Below are 16876 nucleotides of genomic sequence, written 5' to 3' on the forward strand. Positions count from 1 at the left end.
GTAGGAGGCGCGGATTTTACAAAGCACAACGCCCCGACCGAATGAATCGGTCGGGGCGCGGTGTTTTTAGCGGGTGCCGAGTTTGCGCAGGTTGCCAGGGGTGAATTCGTCTTCGGTGAAGGCGGTGGCGTTGAGCTTGGCCGGTTTCTGATCGACCAGCATGCGGTCAACCAGGTAGGAGCCGGCGATCAGGTCGTGGTAGATGCCGAGGCGGGCGTGGTAGCGCTGCATCTCGTAGGCGTAGATCGAGGTCTGCATGTTGGTGCGCCACAACTGGCCACGGCTGTCATAGTTGTCGGCCATGGTCGCGGACCAGGTGTCCTCGTCGAGGTACAGCACGCGCTTGGCGTACACGTGACGAGCACCTTCCTTGAGGTTGGCCTGCAACACCCAGACCCGGTGTTTCTCGTAGCGCATGTACTGCGGATCGACGTGACCGGTGGTGGACAGGATCTGGTCGGCCGTTACGCTCGGGTCGTCGATCTTGTAGTTGTGGTACGGAATGTAGATTTCCTTTTTACCGACGATGGTCCAGTTGTAGCGGTCCGGCGCACCGTTGAACAAGCGGTCTTCGTCGTACACGCGGAAACCGCCGGCGCCGGTCGGCGAGTCGTAGCCCACGGTCGGTGCGCGACGTACCCGGCGTTGGCCCGGGCTGTACTGCCAGGCCTGGCGCGGGGCGGCGGTCGGGTTGATGAATTCGTGACCGACGACGATCTCGCCTTTCTTGCGCACCGGCTCCAGGGTGGTGATCAGGAAGTTGGTGAGCACACCGTTGGCCGTCTCCAGGGATTTGTCCGGGCTGGACCAGATCGAGAAGATCTTGTAATTGACCTCTTCGAGGACCTTTTCCTTGTTGGCGTACACCACGGCCTGGCCGTAGTTGGCCTCTTCGGTGTTGGCGCGGCCCTGCAAGGTATGGTTGAACATCAACTCGCTGCCGTTCTTCGGGATCGGGAACGGCGAGGCACCCCAGGCGTTTTTCGTGTCGTTGTTGTCATTGTCGAGTTCGGCAGTGACGGCGTTTTTCTTGATCTGCTCTTCCAGCTTCTGATCGAGGCGGAAGTCGCGGTGGCTCGGGTACACCGGGATCTTGAAGGTATCAGGGTAGCGCTTGAGCAGCGCTTTCTGGCCATCGGTCAGGTTGTCGGCATACTTGTCCATGTTCTTCGAATCGATCACGAACAGCGGTTTTTCCGCCGCGTACGGATCCGGGTACGGCGTGCCGGGGCCGGCGTATTTGAGGCCCGGTGGCAGGCCGCGCCATTTGCCCGACCAGGCCGGGATGCTGCCGTCGGCGTTGCCGGCCTTTTCGGCGCCCATCGGGGTCAGGTCCTGGCCCAGGCGTGCGGCTTCTTCGGGACTGACCTTGGCGTAGGCCAGGCCACTGCCGAGCAGGCCGACGGTCAGGGCGGTGCTCAATAATGTTTGGGTGAATCTGGACATGCTGTGCTCCTCCGATTGGGGAATCAGAACCGGTACTTGAAATTGAGCGCGACGTTGTCGCGGTCGGCCAGCGGGCTGTTATTGGCGTTGCCGAGGTAGGCGTTGTAGCGCGCCTCGACGGTGAAGTTGCCGAGGTAACGCCACGAGCTGCCGATGCTGGCGCGGTTATCGTTCTGGCCGGCGTTGATCGAACCGACCATCGAACTGTCACCGTGGGCGGCGGCGCTGAAGGTGACAGGAACCGACATGTCCCATCCGCTGAACACGTCGTTGTAGTCAAAGTTCGCCTGCACCGTGTAGCCCCAGGCATCGCGGTCATAGACCAGGCTGTCGGTGCCCGGCAGCGCGAAGCCTGGCGCCAGGGCGACCGGCTGCGACTTGTCGTTGCTGATCACGGTGTTGTAGACCAGCTCGCCGGTCAGGGTGGTGTTGTCGGCGAAGGACGTCGGGCCGAGCACGTAGATCATCGACGTTTGCGCCTGCATGGTCTTGCCACGCACAGGGCTTGAGAAGCCGTTGTTGACCATCACCGGCGTACCGTCGCGGTAGCTGACTTCACCGGCCCAGCTGACGTCGCCCAGCACGGTGGCGAAGCTCGCACCGAACAGGTCGATGTTGTCGAAGTAGCGCACCTGGTAGCGGCCCAGGGTCGAGGCGAAGTCCAGCGACGGGGTCTTGTCGTGATAACGCGAGTAGTAGATGCCGAACTCGGTGTTGTTCAGCGACTCGGCGGCGTAGGTGAAGGCCAGACCGTACTGGCCGCTGTCGCTCGGCTTGTCGTCCTTGAGGCGGGTGACGAAACCGGAGGCGTCGTTGAAGCCGCCCTCATCGATGAAGTCGGTGGTGGAGAAGTAGCTACCCACGCCGAATAGCTCGGTCTTTTCCCACTTGTATTGGTAGTAGGCCTGGATACCCAGGCTTTCGGTCAGGGCGAACTGGGTGAACAGTTGGCCGACCGGCAGCAGGATTTCCTTGACCTCGACACCCGGGGTGGTCGCCTTGGTCGCATCCACCGGGCTTTGGGCCGCGGAAATGCCCGGGTAGAACAGGCTCTCGCCCCAGCTCACCACCTGGTTACCCAGGCGCGCGTTGAGGGCGTGGCCGCTCACGTCCCAGGTGCCATAGGCGTAGTAATCGAGCATGCGCAATTCATTGCGATGCTGGTCGATGGTGTCCTGGGAGAAACGGTCTGGCTGGCTGCAATGGCCGCCGGCAAAGCAGTTCGAGGTGCCGGTGGTGTTGTCGTTGTCATGATCGTAAACGTTGTCGTAGAAACCCGTCGCCCGGACGAACACGCCGTAATCGTCTTGCCACTTGATGTTGGCTTCGGTGAGAAAGCCGCTGCGGTTGTTGATCAGGCTGCCCTTGTCGAACGCGTTGTCGCCGTCGTTGCCGTTGGCATTGGCCGTCAGTTTGTGATCGCGAGACTCGGTCCGCCAGGCGAGGCTGTAGGTCAGTGTGGTGTCCCAGTCGATGCTCAAGTCTTCGCTTGGCTGAAAGCTCATGGCGTTAACGTGAGCGCTTAATCCGCCAGCCAGCAACAGCAAGGCCAGCTGTACGCGAGGGTGCTGTGTTGGTGGGGCGATTATTGTTTTTATCATGTCGTCCTCATGGCCCAGGTCAGACCTGCCCGACCTGCATTTCAGGGGGGTGATTGGTGCTGTGGGCGACTATGGAGTCACGACTTGCGCGCAACATCGTCCAAGCGGACTACGCGATTTGCAGGGGGTGGTTGCGCTGTTCGCCTTAGTCCCATCGGACGATGAACACCGGGCGCGCGCGGCGAACAATCCCGAGACCGACTGCACCGGGCGAAGATCCGGCGGTGGCGGTTTCTGCCTGATGGGCGCTGAACAAGGGTGATCGCATGAACGCTGCCGGGATCAAATGGGACGAGTGCTGTGATGTGTTGGTGATTGGCTCGGGAGCCGGGGGCATGACCGCTGCGCTGCGCGCCCATGACCTGGGCCTGAATGCGCTGCTGATCGAGAAGAGCGGCGAATACGGCGGCACGTCGGCGGTATCCGGTGGCGGCATCTGGATCCCCAACAACCACCGGATCCATGCGATCGGCGGCAGTGATTCGGCGGCCGAAGCGATCGCCTATATCCGTGCGGTGACCCACGGCGAGATCGACGACGGGCGCATCGAAGCCTATGTCGAGCACGGTCGGGAGATGGTCGAGTACCTGGAACAACACACCCGCGTGCGCTTCGAGGCGCAACCGCGTTACGCCGATTACTACCCGGAAGTCGAGGGCGGCAAACCGGGCTATCGCTCGATGGATCCGCAACCGTTTGACGCCGCCGAACTGGGCGAAGAATTTTTACGCATGCGCGCGCCGTCCCCCGGCACCCTGATGATGGGGCGCATGGCGATGACCATGAAAGAAGCGCAAGTGCTGCTGTGCCGTGGCCCCGGCTGGTTGCGCCTGACCCTGCGGGTGATGTGGCGCTACTGGCGTGACCGCGAGGGGCGACGCTTGTCCCGCCGCGACCGTTACCTGACCCTGGGCAATGCCTTGATCGGTGCCTTGCGCTGTTCGTTGCAGGATCGCGGCAAATCGCTGTGGCTCAACTGTGCGCTGGAAGAACTGCTACTGGTCGGCGACCGGGTCGGTGGGGCGCGGGTCAATCGCAACGGTCAGTTGCTCAACGTCAAGGCGCGCTACGGGGTGATCATCGCCGCCGGTGGTTTCGAGCGCAATCAGGCGATGCGCGAGCAGTACTTGCCACAGCCGTCCCAGGCCAACTGGAGTGCCACGCCGCCCAACAATACCGGCGATGGCATTCGCGCCGGCCAGGCCATCGGTGCGCGGACCGCGTTGATGGAACACAGCTGGTGGGCGCCGACCACTTACGTCAAGGGCGAAGAAAAGCAACGGGCGCTGTTTGTCGAACGAACCTTGCCCGGGTGCGTGATGGTCAACGCGGCGGGAGAGCGTTTCGTCAACGAAGCTGCACCCTATACCGATATCGTTTATGCGATGTACGCCAACAACCGCGAAGGCGCCGCGAGCGTACCGTGCTGGATGGTGTTCGACGCCGAGTTCCGGCGCAAGTATCCGTGTGGCGCCTTGCTGCCAGGTTATGCCCAGCGCGATTGGCAATTGCCCGAGCACCTGCGCGACTACTTCCACAAGGCGTCGAGCCTGGAAGAGCTGGCGACGAAAATCGGCGTCGACGGCGCGGGCCTGGTGCGTACCGTGCAGCGTTTCAACGGCATGGCCGTGCAGGGCGTCGATGAGGATTTCCACAAGGGCGAATCACTGTTCGACCGCTATTACGGCGACCCGAACGTGCAACCCAATCCGTGCCTGGCACCGTTGCTCAAGGGGCCGTTCTACGCCGTGCGCATCGACGCCGGCGACATCGGCACCAAAGGGGGCCTGCTGACCGACGTGCACGCCCGTGTGTTGCACGAGGACGGGCAAGCGATCAACGGCCTGTACGCCATCGGCAACAGCGCCGCTTCGATGATGGGCCGCACCTATCCGGGCGCCGGTTCGACCATCGGCCCGGCCATGACCTTTGGTTACCTGGCGGCCAATCACATCAAGCGCCAGAGCGAAACCGCTTCAGCGAAAACCTTGTTCGGGAGTGTTGAATGAACAGCCAGCGTTCACAGATAGCCGTAGTCACCGGCGCCAGTCGCGGAGTGGGGCAGGGCATTGCCCTGGCCCTGGGGGCGGCGGGCATGACGGTGTATGTCACCGGCCGTGCGCCGGCGCAGGGCGGGTCGAACTTGTACGGGCACGCCTTGTGCGGTTCGCTGGAGGACACCGCTGCGGCGATTACCGCCGCCGGTGGACGCGGGATCGCGGTGGTCTGTGACCACGCCGACGACGCGCAGGTTCGCGCGCTGTTTACCCGTGTGGAAGATGAGTGCGGGCATCTGGACTTGCTGGTGAACAACGCCGCGTTCATCCATGACCAGTTGATCGAGCCGGGACCGTTCTGGGCCAAGCCGCTGGAGCTGGTGCGCATTCTCGACGTCGGTCTGCGCTCGGCCTACATCGCCAGCTATTACGCCGCGCCGCTGTTGCTGAAAAGTGCTCAAGGCCTGATTTGCTTCACTTCGTCATTCGGTGCCGGCTGCTACATGCACGGCCCGGCGTACGGCGCGCAAAAGGCCGGAGTCGACAAGCTGGCGGCCGACATGGCGATCGATTTCGAAGGGCAGGGCGTGGCGGCGCTGTCGCTGTGGCTCGGCCCGCAACTGACCGAACGCACGAAGATTGCCGGCGAACAGCATGGCGAGCAGTACCAGGCGTTTCTGGCCCACGCGGAAACCCCGCAATTCAACGGACGGGTGATTCATGCCTTGCTCAATGATCCGCAGTTGATGGCGTTATCCGGGCAGACCCTGATCACCGCCGAAATCGCCCCCGGCTACGGCATCAGCGAAGCCGAAGGCCGTCAGCCTCCGTCCCACCGCGCCATGCTCGGCGACCCGCGCCAGCAGCATCCGGCGCGGGTGGTCTAGGTCGCTAAAACACAAAACCCTGTAGGAGCGAGCCTGCTCGCGATGGTCTATCAGTTGCATTGGCGTCGACTGACACACCATCGCGAGCGGGCTCGCTCCTACAGTTGAACGCTGTCGGGTAGGAAATTTGTGTACACCCTCGCTCCTACAGTGGGATTGCGTTTAGTCGGCTGGCTGCAGTGCCCACTCGCGCAACACATTCTTGGTCACTTTGCCCGCCGCATTGATCGGCATGCTCTGCAACACCTGCACCCGGCGCGGAACCTTGTAGTTGGCCATCTGCTCACGGCACCAGGCGAGGAACCGCGCCTGTTCGATCTCCACTCCCGGCGCGGGCAGCAGGAATGCCATCGCCACCTCACCCATGCGCTCATCGGGAATACCGATCACCGCTGCCTGGGCCACGCCCGGATAGGTCAGCAGGCACTGTTCGATCTCCGCCGGGTACACGTTGAAACCACCGGTGATGAACATGTCCTTGAGGCGGTCGGTGATGCGCAGGTAACCCTGTTCGTCGAGCATGCCGATGTCGCCGGTGTGCAGCCAGCCGTCGGCGTCGAGTATTTCCTGGCTGGCTTCGGGGTTGTTGAGATAACCCTGCATCAGGTTGTAGCCGCGGATCTGTACTTCTCCGGGGATGTTGGCCGGCTGGCTGCGACCGCTGCTGCCGACACAGCGCACTTGCACCCCCGGCATTGCCCGGCCACTGGTGTTGGCGACGAGTTCTGCCGAGTCGCCGGAGCGGCAGATCGTGGCGAAACCGCAGACTTCCGTCAGGCCATACGCGGTGACGATGGTGGCGAACCCGAGTTCGTCGCGCATGCGGTGGATCATTTCCACTGGAATCGCCGCCGCCCCGGTCACCGCCACGCGCAAGGAGCTCAGGTCGAATTCGTTGCGTTGCGGATGGGCCAGCAACGATTGATACAGCGTCGGTGGCCCGGGCAACACGGTGATGCGTTCACGCTGCACGCATTCGAGCACGGCCTGCACGTCGAACACCTGCTGCGGCAGGAGGGTGCAGCCGCGCATCAGCGCTGCCAGCCAGCCGGCCTTGTAGCCGAAGGAATGGAAGAACGGGTTGACGATCAGGTAGCGATCGCTCTCGCGCAAGCCGACGATATCGCTCCAGTCACGCACGATGCGCAGGTTCTGGCCGTGGCTGGTCATCACGCCTTTGGGCTTGCCGGTGGTGCCCGAGGTAAACAGCACGTCGGACAAGGCCTGCGGGCCAACGCTTTGTTCGCGGGTGCGCAAGGCCAGTTGCGGCACGTCGGTCGCCAGGTCCATAAAGCGCTCCCACGCCAGGGTGCCCGCATTGGCGCCGCGCAGGCTGACGATGTGGCGCAGCTCAGGCAGGTCTTCCGACGCGAGCATGCCGGGGTAGTCCGCGCCGAGGAATTCGCCGATGGCAAACAGCACGCAGGTGCCGCTTTCGCGCAGGATGTAGCCGGCTTCGCTGCCCTTCATCCGGGTGTTGAGCGGCACCAGGGCGGCGCCGACACTTTGCAGGGCGCCAGCGGCGACGATCCATTCCCAGACGTTGGGTGCCCAGATGGCCACGCGGTCCCCGACCTGTACGTCGAGGGCCAGCAGCGCCCGGGCCGCCTGGCGGCGCAGCTGGTCGAGTTGTCGGTAGCTGATGCTGTGGCCCGCGTCCTCGATGGCCGGGCGGTCGCCGTAGGCCTGGGCAGCGTTGGCGAACAGTTGAGCGATGGTCAGTGCGGTGGCGACAGGCGGCATGGGGCCTCCCCGGTTAGAAGACAAGTACGGAAAAGGGAGTAGGCCGGGCAGGGCGCCCGGCCGGATTGCGAGTTACTGGGCGGGCGGGGCGAAACGGCGACCGGCGGAGAAGCCACCGTCCACGGCAATCATCTGGCCGCTGACGAAGGAGGCTTCGTCGGACGCCAGGAACAGCGCGACGTTGGCCACTTCTTCCGGTTGCCCGGAGCGGCTGAGCATGTGCTGCGAGGCAAAGAAGGCGTGGAACGCGTCATTGTCACGGACCATGCTGGTCATCGGCGTTTCGATCAGGCCCGGGCACAGGCCGTTGACGCGAATGTTGGCGTAGCCGTAGTCGATGGCCATCGAGCGGGTCAGCTGGTTGATGCCGCCCTTGGACACGTTGTAGGCCACGTTACCGTCGCAGCCTTGCAGGCCGAAGATCGAGCCGACATTGATGATCGAGCCGCTGCGTTGCGACACCATCGACTCCAGCGCGTACTTGCTGGTGAGCATGCTGCCGGTCAGGTTGATGTCCATCACCCGTTGCCAGTTGGCGGTGGTGGTCTGGGTCACGCTGCCCTGGTCGGCGACGCCGGCGGCGTTGACCAGTACATCGATGCGCCCGAAGCGGCTGATGACTTCTTGCATGACCTGCTGCACCTGCGCTTCGTCGCGCACGTCCAGGTTCATGAACAGGCCGGGAAAGTCTGCCGGTGCGCTGCCGATGTCCAGCCCGACCACTTGCGCGCCTTCGGCCGCGAAGCGGCGCACGCAGGCCAGGCCGATCCCCGAAGCGCCGCCGGTGACCACCGCGACCTTATTCTGCAAACGAGCCATAACTGCACCTCTTTATTGTTGTGGGCTAATGCTGTGGCCGAGTCTAACCGCAGACCCGGCCCGAGTGATCGTCCATTGGGACTAAGCAACAGGTCTCCCGTCTGGCACATTTCAACTGTAGGAGCGAGCCTGCTCGCGAAAAACGTCTGGGCACCGCGTTCTTTCAGGCAGGGCGCGTTATCGTTGACGTCCATCGCGAGCAGGCTCGCTCCTACAGAGGTACGCGTACCCTCAATCCGGGAATTTCAGGCGCACCCTGGCCCCGGTCGGGCGGCTCTGGCAGGCCAGGGTCCAGCCGTCGGCGAGCTCCTTCGGGGTCAAGACATCGTTGCGCGCCAACTGCACTTCACCTTCCTTGACCACGCACATGCACGCCCCGCAAAAGCCTTCTTCACAGGACGACGGCACGTCCAGGCCCGCCGCCTTGCAGCTTTGCAGCAAGGTATCGCCGGGTTGGCAGGCAATTTCGTGTTGCTGGCCGTCGAGTTCGACGATCAGCGCTTCGCACTGCGACCCCATCGCTGCATCGCGAGCCAGGGCTTCTTCGGCCAGCAGTTCATCCGGGTCCGGTGGTGAAACGAAGCGTTCGACATGGATGCGGTCGGCGGCCTCGCCCAATGCCAGCAGGGTGCGCTCAACGGTGTCCATGAACGGACCCGGCCCGCAGATGAAGTAGTCGCCGCCGGCCGATCCGCGCAGCAGGTGACGGACCTGAGAGTCCGTCAGAAAACCCTGCACCGAATCGAGGACGTGCACCACGTGCAGTTGATCAGGATGCGCCTTGATCAACCGGCACAGCTCGTCCTTGAAAATCACCGACGCTTCATCGCGGTTGGCGTAGATCAACTTGATCGGCCGCCGGCTGCTGTGCAGCACCGATTTGAGAATGGAAAACACCGGGGTGATGCCCGAGCCTCCCCCGAACAGGACCAGGGGCTTTTCGGTGTCCGCCTGTGGGTCCAGGCAGAACAGCCCGGCCGGTGGCAGTACTTCCAGCCAGTCGCCGACCTGCACCTCGTTCATCCAGTTCGATACCCGGCCGCCGTCGACCCGTTTCACCGTGACCTTGGGCAGCGCGTCTGCGAGGGGCGAGCTGGCCATGGAATAGCAGCGGGTCAACAGTTTGCCGGCCAAGGGCACGCGAAAACTCAGGAACTGGCCCGGTTTGTAGCGAAAGCGCTCACGCAGGGTTGGCGGTACGTCCAGCACCAGCGAGCGCGCGTCGGCGGTCTCGTCGATCACCGCGCACACTTGCAATGAGACGCTTCCCGTCGTTGATTCGGCCGGTTTCAGGTTCTGTTGTTGCGTGCCCATGTTCACCTCGACCTCAGAGCCCGCTGATCAGTTGGGCGTTGTCGACGCGGATCTCGGCACCGTTGACGAATCGCGACTCGTCGGTGGCGAGGAACAGCACCACGTTGGCAATGTCCCGTGGCGCGGCCATGCGGTTCATCGGGTCCTGGTCCAGCGCTTCCTGCGGGATCGCCTGACCACCGGCCAGCGCCTGGGTCATCGGCGTGTTCACGCCGTCCGGGTGCACGCTGTTGCAACGGATGCGATAACCCTGTTGCTTGCAGTGCAGGGCAATGGAACGGGTCATCGCCGCCACCGCGCCCTTGGACGCCGAGTAGGCGCAGAACATCGGCATCGCGCCCAAGGCCGCGACCGACGACATGTTGATGATCGAGCCGCCACCGGTTTCCTTCATGGCCTGGATCGCGTATTTGCAGCCGAGGAAGTAGCCGTCGCCGTTGATCTTCTGCACCTTCTGCCACAGTTCCAGCGTGGTGTCTTCGATGCTGCCCAGGGCCAGGATTGCTGCGTTGTTGACCAGCACGTCGAGACGGCCGAAGTGTTCGACAGTGGTCTTGACCACGTGTTGCCAGTCGCTTTCGCTGGCGATGTCGTGACGGATGAACAGCGCATTGGCGCCGATTTCCGCGGCGACCTGGCGACCGGCTTCTTCATTGAGGTCGGTCAGCACCACTTTGGCGCCTTCGCGGGCCAGCAGCAGGGCGTCTTCGCGACCGATGCCGCTGGCGGCGCCGGTGATGATGCAGACTTTGCCTTCTACACGTTGCATTGTTGTTCTCCTGATCGTGCGGTTTGAAGTGCGAATTGGTCGGCCACATGGGCGGCAGCCCGGCGACCGGAATAGATGCAATCGGCCAGGGACAGGCCGGAGACATACAGGTTGGAGGCAACGCCGACGGCGTTGCGGCCGGCGCTGTACAGGCCCTGGATCGGCTGACCGGCGTGGTCCAGCACCCGCCCGCTGGCCTCGCAGACCTTCAGCCCGCCCAGGGTGATGACCGGGCAGGGGAACAGGCGGCTGGTGAAGGACAGGTCGAGGGCGTACCACGGACCCTGGTCGAGGTTGGCGAGCATCGCCGAGGACTTGCCGAACTCGTCCGCCAGCTCGCCCCGCGCCGCGCGGCTATAACGTTCGACGCTCTGGCGCAGCAGCTCCGGCGGCAGGTTGCAGCGTTTGGCCAACCCGGCCAGGCTGTTACTGCGTTTGGCGTTGAACAGCAGGTTGAGCAGCACCGGCAGCCGCTGGAAATTCCACACCTTGCCCGGGCCGACCTGACCGAGTGCTTCCCGAACCAGTGCCCGATTGAGAATCAGAATGGCCCGGCCGTCCTGTTCCTCGACCATGGCGTGGCCGAGGGTCGCGCCGTAGATTTCTTCGTTGACGTAGCGCTGTCCACGGGCATTGACGATCAGCCCGCGGGCCCAGGCCAGTGGGGGGTTGATGAAGCGCCAGGCGCTGACCTTGTCCAGCCGGGCCACGCTGCCACCGGCACTCTGGCCCAGGGCGATGCCGCTGCCATTGCACCCGGTGGCGCCCAGCGGCAAGCCGGCCAGGTACTGCGGCGCGTGTTGGCGCACCAGATCGCGATTGAAGATAAAACCGCCGCTGCTCAACAGCACCGCCTGTTCGGCACGAATCAATTGGCGAATGGCGCTGGTCTGTTCGATGCGACGCTGACGGGCGCGCAAGCGATCGGCCAACGCCGGAGCGTACATATGAACGGCCGCGGCCCAGCGCGACAGACGCGCATGTTGCCGGGCCGCGCGGCTGCCGGAAGGCAACTGCCAGGCTTCGACACCGATGACCTTGTCGTCGCGGTCGAGCACCAGCCGCCGTACTTCGCACTGGCTGCGCAGGCGTGCACCGTGACGCAAGGCGCTGGCCTTGAGCGGGGCGAACAGGCTGGCGCCGGACATGCCCGGACCTTTGGTGCGGTGGCCACGGGGTGCCGGTTTGGCGCTGGCGGCATAGGCCGGCACGGCTTCGTTGCCGGAGTAATAGAGGTAGTACTGGTCACTCGGGTACGAGGTTTTATGCGGTGGCACGCTGGCTTCGAAGGCTGCGCCCTGACGCTCCAGCCAGGCCAGTTGCTCGCGGCTGCCTTCGCAGAAGTCCTTCAGGGTTTCACCACTGACAGCCTCGCCCACTTCCTGACGCAGGTAATTGAACATGGCTTCGCTGGTGTCTTCATAACCGGCCTGGCGCTGATACGGCGTGCCTCCTCCGGCATAAACAACGCCACCACTGAGTGCGGTGGCGCCGCCGCCTTCGAAACGGTCCAGGGCCAGCACCGAGAGGCCTCGGCTGGCCGCTTCGATGGAGGCACAGGCGCCGGCGCCGCCGAAACCGACCACCAGCAAATCGCAGCGGTCATCCCATGGCAACTGGTCGGCGCTGTTCACTCGCAACGCCGTCAACCCGTTCACGCCGTCCATGCCCAGGCCTCAGCCGGCGACAGCGAAGGAGGGGGTGGGTTTGGCGGTGGTGGTGTAGCTGCCGTCGAGGTAGACCAGCGGGGTGATGGCGTCGCTGGTGTGGATCTGCAAAATGCGTCCGATGAACACGGTGTGGGTGCCGTAGCTGAAGTGGCCGTCCTGGCGGCAGAGGATTGCCGATTGTGCGTCACCCAGGTAGGGAATGCCGCCGGGGCTGGTCAGCCAGTTGCCACGGTCGAAACGCGCTTCGCCCTTGATTGCGCCGCTGCACAGGTGTGCGAGGTCTTGTTGTTCGACGCCGAGGATGTTGACGCAGAAGTCCGCGCCGGTCGCCAGTGCGGCGTGGGGCGAGGCGGTCTTGTTGACGCAGATCAGCAGCGACGGTGGTTCGGTGCTCAGCGAGTCGACCGCGGTGGCGGCCATGGCGAAGCGTTCGGAGCCGTTACTGGTGCTGATAATGGTGACTGACTTGGCCAGGCGGCGCATGGCCTGGAGCATGTCGGCTTTGAGGTTGGCGTCGTTCATCGCACTGGGCCTTTTTGTTGGGGATTGAGTGCGATGGATTCTTGCTCTGGCTCTGGTCTTGAACATCGTCCGAGGGGACTAGGCCTTGGTTGACTGTGTACATATCCGTTTCTGCGGTAACGGCCACTTATGGTTTCGCCCTGACGGCGACTCACTTTTTTTACAAGCGCCTAAAAAAAGTAAGCAAAAAAACGCTCGCCCCGAACGTCCGGCCCCTCGCCTGGGCTCGGGGTTCCTTCGCTCCGGCATTCATCCGGGGGCATTGCCCTCCGGTCCGCTTCGCTCGACCTGCCGAGGGGGCGGGTGGATCAAGATCAAGAGCGGCAGGCGAGCTAACGCTCGGCCTGCTCTTCTCTTCTGTAGGAGCGAGCTTGCTCGCGATGGTCGTCAACGATAACGCGGGCTGCCTGAATGCCCGCGGTGTTCTGGCGTTTTTCGCGAGCAAGCTCGCTCCTACAGAGAAACGTGTTCAATTGTGATCAGGCCGGCCGGTAGGCCGCCTCGCTTTGGCTTTTGATCTTCTTGCCCCCTCGAGAGGCTTCGTTCCGGTTCTGCGCAGTGGGTAACCCGGCATGGATGCCGGGTTAGCCGCGTACGGCCATGGATGGCCGATCGCGGCGGGCCCACGGAGCAGGACCGGAGCGAGGGAATGCCGAGCCTTGGCGAGGCACCGAACGAAAGGGGCAAGAGCCCTTGGTTACTTGGGGCCGGGCGGCGCTCCGCTCTTCCAAGTAACCCGCCGTAAGGGCGGAACCCTAAGCCGCCATGACCGCAGAAATGGATATGTACACCCTGAAAAACCCACACAGCCTGTGAGCCAACACCCCCCTTTCAGATGCCCCCGATACCTGTTCCCCCAAAACCATATGGTCCGTTTGAGGGATGCCCGCCCTGTCATGCATTGCTTGAATGCCAGTGTAGGGGCGCTACACCCGCCCCGTTGCACGCGCGCCCCGGCGGATGGGGTGAACAAAGGAGAACAATAAAAATGCTCAACCAAGACCTGATTCGCCAGCGTCTGAGCCAACGTGCCCGCGAGCTGGTGCCTATCCTGCGTGAGCGCGCCCTGAATGCCGCGCAAGCCGGCCAGTTGCCCGAAGAAACCCTGAAGGATTTCCACGACGCCGGATTCTTTCGCATCCTGCAACCAGCCCGTTGGGAAGGTTACGAGCTGGAGCCCAAGGATTTCTTCGACGTGCAGATGACCCTCGCCGAGGGCTGCATGTCGTCGGCCTGGGTGCTGGGGGTAGTGGCGATCCACAACTGGCAGTTGGCGCTGTTCGACGACCGCGCGGCGCAGGATGTCTGGGGTAGCGATTCAAGCGTGTTGATCTCGTCTTCCTATATGCCGGTGGGCAAGGTCGAGCGGGTTGAAGGTGGCTTCAAGTTGAGCGGACGCTGGGGCTTTTCTTCCGGCAGCAAGCATTGTGACTGGGCGTTCCTCGGTGCGTTGGTACCGCCGGCAGAGGCGGGCGGGGCGCCGGATTACCGGACGTTCCTGGTGCCGCGCAGCGACTACCAGATTCTCGACAACTGGAACGTCATGGGCCTGGAAGCCACCGGCTCCCACGACATCCTGGTGGAAAACGCCTTCGTTCCCGAGTACCGCACCCATCGCGCGTTCGACGGATTCATGCAGAACAGTCCGGGTAACGCGGTGAACACCGCGCCGTTGTTCCGCCTGCCATTCGGGCAGATTTTCGTGCGTGCGGTTTCGTCGTCCGCGATCGGTGCCTTGCAAGGCGCGGTGGATCAGTTTGTCGAGCACAACCGCGCCCGCGTCGGGGTCAATGACGGTCGCAAGATGGTCCAGGACCCGGCCGCGCAATCGGCGCTGGCCAACGCCATGGTCTGCGTCGATGAGTGCAAGACCGTGCTGCTGCGCAATTTCGCCTTGATGCTGGAACGCGCGCAGAAAGGCGAGCCGTTGAGCATGCCCGAGCGGGTGAAGATGCGTTACGACTCGGCGCTGGTGGCCGACAAATGCGCCAAGGCCGTTGGCGACCTGATGTTCAACAGCGGTGCTTCGACGATCTTCCGCAGCCACCCGATCAACCGCGCCTTCCGCGATATTCACACCGGTCGCGCCCACGTCGCCAACAGTCCGGCCAAGTATGCGTGGAACCTCGGCGGCGTGAGCATGGGGCAGGACAGCAACGACTTTTTCCTCTGATGGTTTCTGCTGAATCAGCTAGTCCGTTTGCGTGATTCGAGCGGCCTGCCAATACCCGAGCATGGGCGCAAGGCACAGGTCTCTGGCGCCGACTGCGCATCCAAATAAGCACAAGGATCAACCATGAAATTTTCCCTGATTTACGAAGCCCAGACGGTGGACTCCAGCCGCGAAGGCGACCGCAAGATTTTCCAGGACACCGTTGAGCAGGCGGTGCTGGCCGACAAGCTTGGCTTCGACACGTTCTGGTGCGTGGAGCACACCGCGCTGAGCAACTACTCGCACATGTCCGCGCCGGAAACCATGCTGGCCTTCGTGGCGGGTAAAACCGAGCGTATCGGCATCGGCCACGGTGTGGTCTGCCTGCCGCCGGCGATGAACCACCCGGTGAAAGTCGCCGAGCGCATCGCCACCCTCGACCTGCTGTCCAAGGGCCGTGTGCACTTTGGCGTGGGCAAGGGCGGCACCCAGCAGGAAGCCGGTACCTTCGGCTACGACCTGGCGACCCTGCAGCCGCAGATCGACGAGATGATGTACCTGATCCCGAAAATGTTCGTGCAGGACGAGATCGAGCACAACGGCGACTTCGTGCAGATCCCCAAGCGCCCAATCCATCCAAAGCCTTACCAGGATCCGCACCCGCCGATGTACCTTGCATGCACCAACACCGAGTCGCTGAAGAATGCCGGCGGTCGCGGCATGGGCGCGCTGGTGCTGGGCTTCGGTGGCCCGGAAGAAATCGCCAAGAAGGTCGAGGTGTATCACACGGCCTACGACAACCGCGATGAGAAGAAGCAAGTGGGCTTCCGTCCCAACCGCCACATCGCCGCCCTGTGCCCGGCCATCGTGCTGGAGGACAACGAAGAAGCGCGCCGCATCGGTATCCGTGGCCAGCGCTACTTCATGGAATCCCTGGGCTACTGGTACGGCGGTGGCGAGCGCCCGGACCCTGAGAAGTGGAAGGACGACACCTTCGTCGATGGCAACGGCCAGAGCGTGATCAAGTCGCGCTTCGCCTCGGAAGAAGTCAGCGTCGACTTCTCCGACCCGACCATGGCGATGATGAACCCCAACCACGCCTACGGCACCGTCGAGGATTGCATCGGCTACGTGCAGCGCCTGATCGATGCCGGCGCCGACGAAATCCTGTTCATCTGCCAGATGGGCACCGTGCCGCAGTGGGCACAGCTGGAGACCCTGAAGAACATTGGCGAGAAGGTGATTCCGCACTTCCGCAAGGGTTGATAATTGACGCTAAACGCGTGAACACCGCATCACCCTTGTAGGAGCGAGCCTGCTCGCGAAAAACCGGAGAACACCGCGGGGTGCCAGGTTTGTAGCGTTATCGTTGACGACCATCGCGAGCAGGCTCGCTCCTACAGTTTGATCGCATTTCAGGTCTGGTATGGATTCCAGGCCACCTTTCCAACGGGTCCCCAAGGCCCGTTTTTTTATGCCTGCCGAATAAGATTGAACACCGCATACCCCTTGTAGGAGCGAGCCTGCTCGCGAAAAACCGGAGAACGCCGCGGGGTGTCAGACTTGCAGCGTTATCGTTGGCGACCATCGCGAGCAGGCTCGCTCCTACAGGTTATTGCGCAAATTCGCGTCACCGATTTGGCCTTTAAATGGCGCCTGTTTAACGGCTGTCAGTGTTACTTGATGAAAGCTACAACGCCTTGCGTCGTTGCCTACAGGTAAGCCAGAATCCGCCGGCTTGTGCGCCTTGGACCCCCTCGGTAACTTGATTCGTGTCACTGCCCATCAGTGATCGGGTTTAGTCGCCCGGGAAGTACCAAAGCGCAAATGCAGTCAGACAGTCAGGTCATTTCAGGCCTGCACTTCATGGTAGCTGTGCGCAGGGCGCCTTCGGGCGCGCCGGTTTTGGTACTCCCCCGGTCGACTAACCTGCGTACGGCTGCCACCCACTGTTTA

12 protein-coding genes are annotated in these 16876 nt (G+C 63.1%); 4 read left to right on the forward strand and 8 right to left on the reverse strand.

Going from position 1 to position 16876, the window contains the following annotated elements; translation table 11 throughout:
* Positions 1 to 66 precede the first annotated feature (66 nt).
* Both ACEN8E_RS08865 and ACEN8E_RS08870 read right to left on the reverse strand, forming a co-directional pair.
* Entirely contained in the window at positions 67 to 1446 is a 1380-nt protein-coding gene (locus ACEN8E_RS08865) for a DUF1329 domain-containing protein (protein ID WP_495592280.1), read from the reverse strand.
* A 23-nt stretch (positions 1447 to 1469) separates the two neighbouring features.
* Positions 1470 to 3047, reverse strand: a complete 1578-nt coding sequence (locus ACEN8E_RS08870) for a DUF1302 domain-containing protein (protein WP_495592281.1) — start codon at positions 3045 to 3047, stop codon at positions 1470 to 1472.
* Positions 3048 to 3313: 266 nt separating this feature from the next.
* Between ACEN8E_RS08870 and ACEN8E_RS08875 the strand changes: the two genes are divergently transcribed.
* Both ACEN8E_RS08875 and ACEN8E_RS08880 read left to right on the forward strand, forming a co-directional pair.
* Positions 3314 to 5056, forward strand: coding sequence for an FAD-binding protein (locus ACEN8E_RS08875; RefSeq protein ID WP_495592282.1), 1743 nt, complete (start codon positions 3314 to 3316; stop codon positions 5054 to 5056).
* Positions 5053 to 5931 (forward strand): SDR family NAD(P)-dependent oxidoreductase, encoded by an 879-nt coding sequence (locus ACEN8E_RS08880; protein ID WP_495592283.1) that lies wholly within the window; start codon positions 5053 to 5055, stop codon positions 5929 to 5931. The genes ACEN8E_RS08875 and ACEN8E_RS08880 overlap by 4 nt, the downstream gene beginning before the upstream one ends.
* 162 nt (positions 5932 to 6093) lie before the next feature.
* On the opposite strand, the gene ACEN8E_RS08885 is transcribed toward ACEN8E_RS08880, so the two are convergent.
* The 6 genes from ACEN8E_RS08885 to ACEN8E_RS08910 form a co-directional block, all read right to left on the reverse strand.
* Entirely contained in the window at positions 6094 to 7674 is a 1581-nt protein-coding gene (locus ACEN8E_RS08885; protein WP_495592284.1) for a FadD3 family acyl-CoA ligase, read from the reverse strand.
* A gap of 72 nt (positions 7675 to 7746) precedes the next feature.
* Positions 7747 to 8493, reverse strand: coding sequence for an SDR family NAD(P)-dependent oxidoreductase (locus ACEN8E_RS08890; protein ID WP_495592285.1), 747 nt, complete (start codon positions 8491 to 8493; stop codon positions 7747 to 7749).
* Between the two features lie 231 nt (positions 8494 to 8724).
* On the reverse strand, positions 8725 to 9807 hold the full coding sequence (locus ACEN8E_RS08895) for a 2Fe-2S iron-sulfur cluster-binding protein (RefSeq protein WP_495592286.1): 1083 nt from the start codon (positions 9805 to 9807) through the stop codon (positions 8725 to 8727).
* A 13-nt stretch (positions 9808 to 9820) separates the two neighbouring features.
* Positions 9821 to 10576, reverse strand: a complete 756-nt coding sequence (locus tag ACEN8E_RS08900) for a glucose 1-dehydrogenase (protein ID WP_110963911.1) — start codon at positions 10574 to 10576, stop codon at positions 9821 to 9823.
* Positions 10564 to 12243, reverse strand: coding sequence for an FAD-binding protein (locus tag ACEN8E_RS08905; protein ID WP_495592287.1), 1680 nt, complete (start codon positions 12241 to 12243; stop codon positions 10564 to 10566). The genes ACEN8E_RS08900 and ACEN8E_RS08905 overlap by 13 nt, the downstream gene beginning before the upstream one ends.
* A gap of 9 nt (positions 12244 to 12252) precedes the next feature.
* Positions 12253 to 12768 (reverse strand): flavin reductase family protein, encoded by a 516-nt coding sequence (locus tag ACEN8E_RS08910; protein ID WP_085718732.1) that lies wholly within the window; start codon positions 12766 to 12768, stop codon positions 12253 to 12255.
* A gap of 988 nt (positions 12769 to 13756) precedes the next feature.
* Between ACEN8E_RS08910 and ACEN8E_RS08915 the strand changes: the two genes are divergently transcribed.
* Together ACEN8E_RS08915 and ACEN8E_RS08920 are read left to right on the forward strand one after the other, a co-directional pair.
* Positions 13757 to 14941 (forward strand): acyl-CoA dehydrogenase family protein, encoded by a 1185-nt coding sequence (locus ACEN8E_RS08915; RefSeq protein ID WP_495592288.1) that lies wholly within the window; start codon positions 13757 to 13759, stop codon positions 14939 to 14941.
* 123 nt (positions 14942 to 15064) lie between these two features.
* Positions 15065 to 16186 (forward strand): LLM class flavin-dependent oxidoreductase, encoded by a 1122-nt coding sequence (locus tag ACEN8E_RS08920; RefSeq protein ID WP_096510012.1) that lies wholly within the window; start codon positions 15065 to 15067, stop codon positions 16184 to 16186.
* Positions 16187 to 16876 lie beyond the last annotated feature (690 nt).

Source organism: Pseudomonas sp. Pseusp9 (genome assembly GCF_059491265.1).

Bases quoted from the DNA above. Each gene is read 5' to 3' on its own strand.
- ACEN8E_RS08865 (WP_495592280.1), bottom strand. From the start codon at position 1,446: ATGTCCAGATTCACCCAAACATTATTGAGCACCGCCCTGACCGTCGGC.
- ACEN8E_RS08870 (WP_495592281.1), bottom strand. From the start codon at position 3,047: ATGATAAAAACAATAATCGCCCCACCAACACAGCACCCTCGCGTACAG.
- ACEN8E_RS08875 (WP_495592282.1), top strand. From the start codon at position 3,314: ATGAACGCTGCCGGGATCAAATGGGACGAGTGCTGTGATGTGTTGGTG.
- ACEN8E_RS08880 (WP_495592283.1), top strand. From the start codon at position 5,053: ATGAACAGCCAGCGTTCACAGATAGCCGTAGTCACCGGCGCCAGTCGC.
- ACEN8E_RS08885 (WP_495592284.1), bottom strand. From the start codon at position 7,674: ATGCCGCCTGTCGCCACCGCACTGACCATCGCTCAACTGTTCGCCAAC.
- ACEN8E_RS08890 (WP_495592285.1), bottom strand. From the start codon at position 8,493: ATGGCTCGTTTGCAGAATAAGGTCGCGGTGGTCACCGGCGGCGCTTCG.
- ACEN8E_RS08895 (WP_495592286.1), bottom strand. From the start codon at position 9,807: ATGGGCACGCAACAACAGAACCTGAAACCGGCCGAATCAACGACGGGA.
- ACEN8E_RS08900 (WP_110963911.1), bottom strand. From the start codon at position 10,576: ATGCAACGTGTAGAAGGCAAAGTCTGCATCATCACCGGCGCCGCCAGC.
- ACEN8E_RS08905 (WP_495592287.1), bottom strand. From the start codon at position 12,243: ATGGACGGCGTGAACGGGTTGACGGCGTTGCGAGTGAACAGCGCCGAC.
- ACEN8E_RS08910 (WP_085718732.1), bottom strand. From the start codon at position 12,768: ATGAACGACGCCAACCTCAAAGCCGACATGCTCCAGGCCATGCGCCGC.
- ACEN8E_RS08915 (WP_495592288.1), top strand. From the start codon at position 13,757: ATGCTCAACCAAGACCTGATTCGCCAGCGTCTGAGCCAACGTGCCCGC.
- ACEN8E_RS08920 (WP_096510012.1), top strand. From the start codon at position 15,065: ATGAAATTTTCCCTGATTTACGAAGCCCAGACGGTGGACTCCAGCCGC.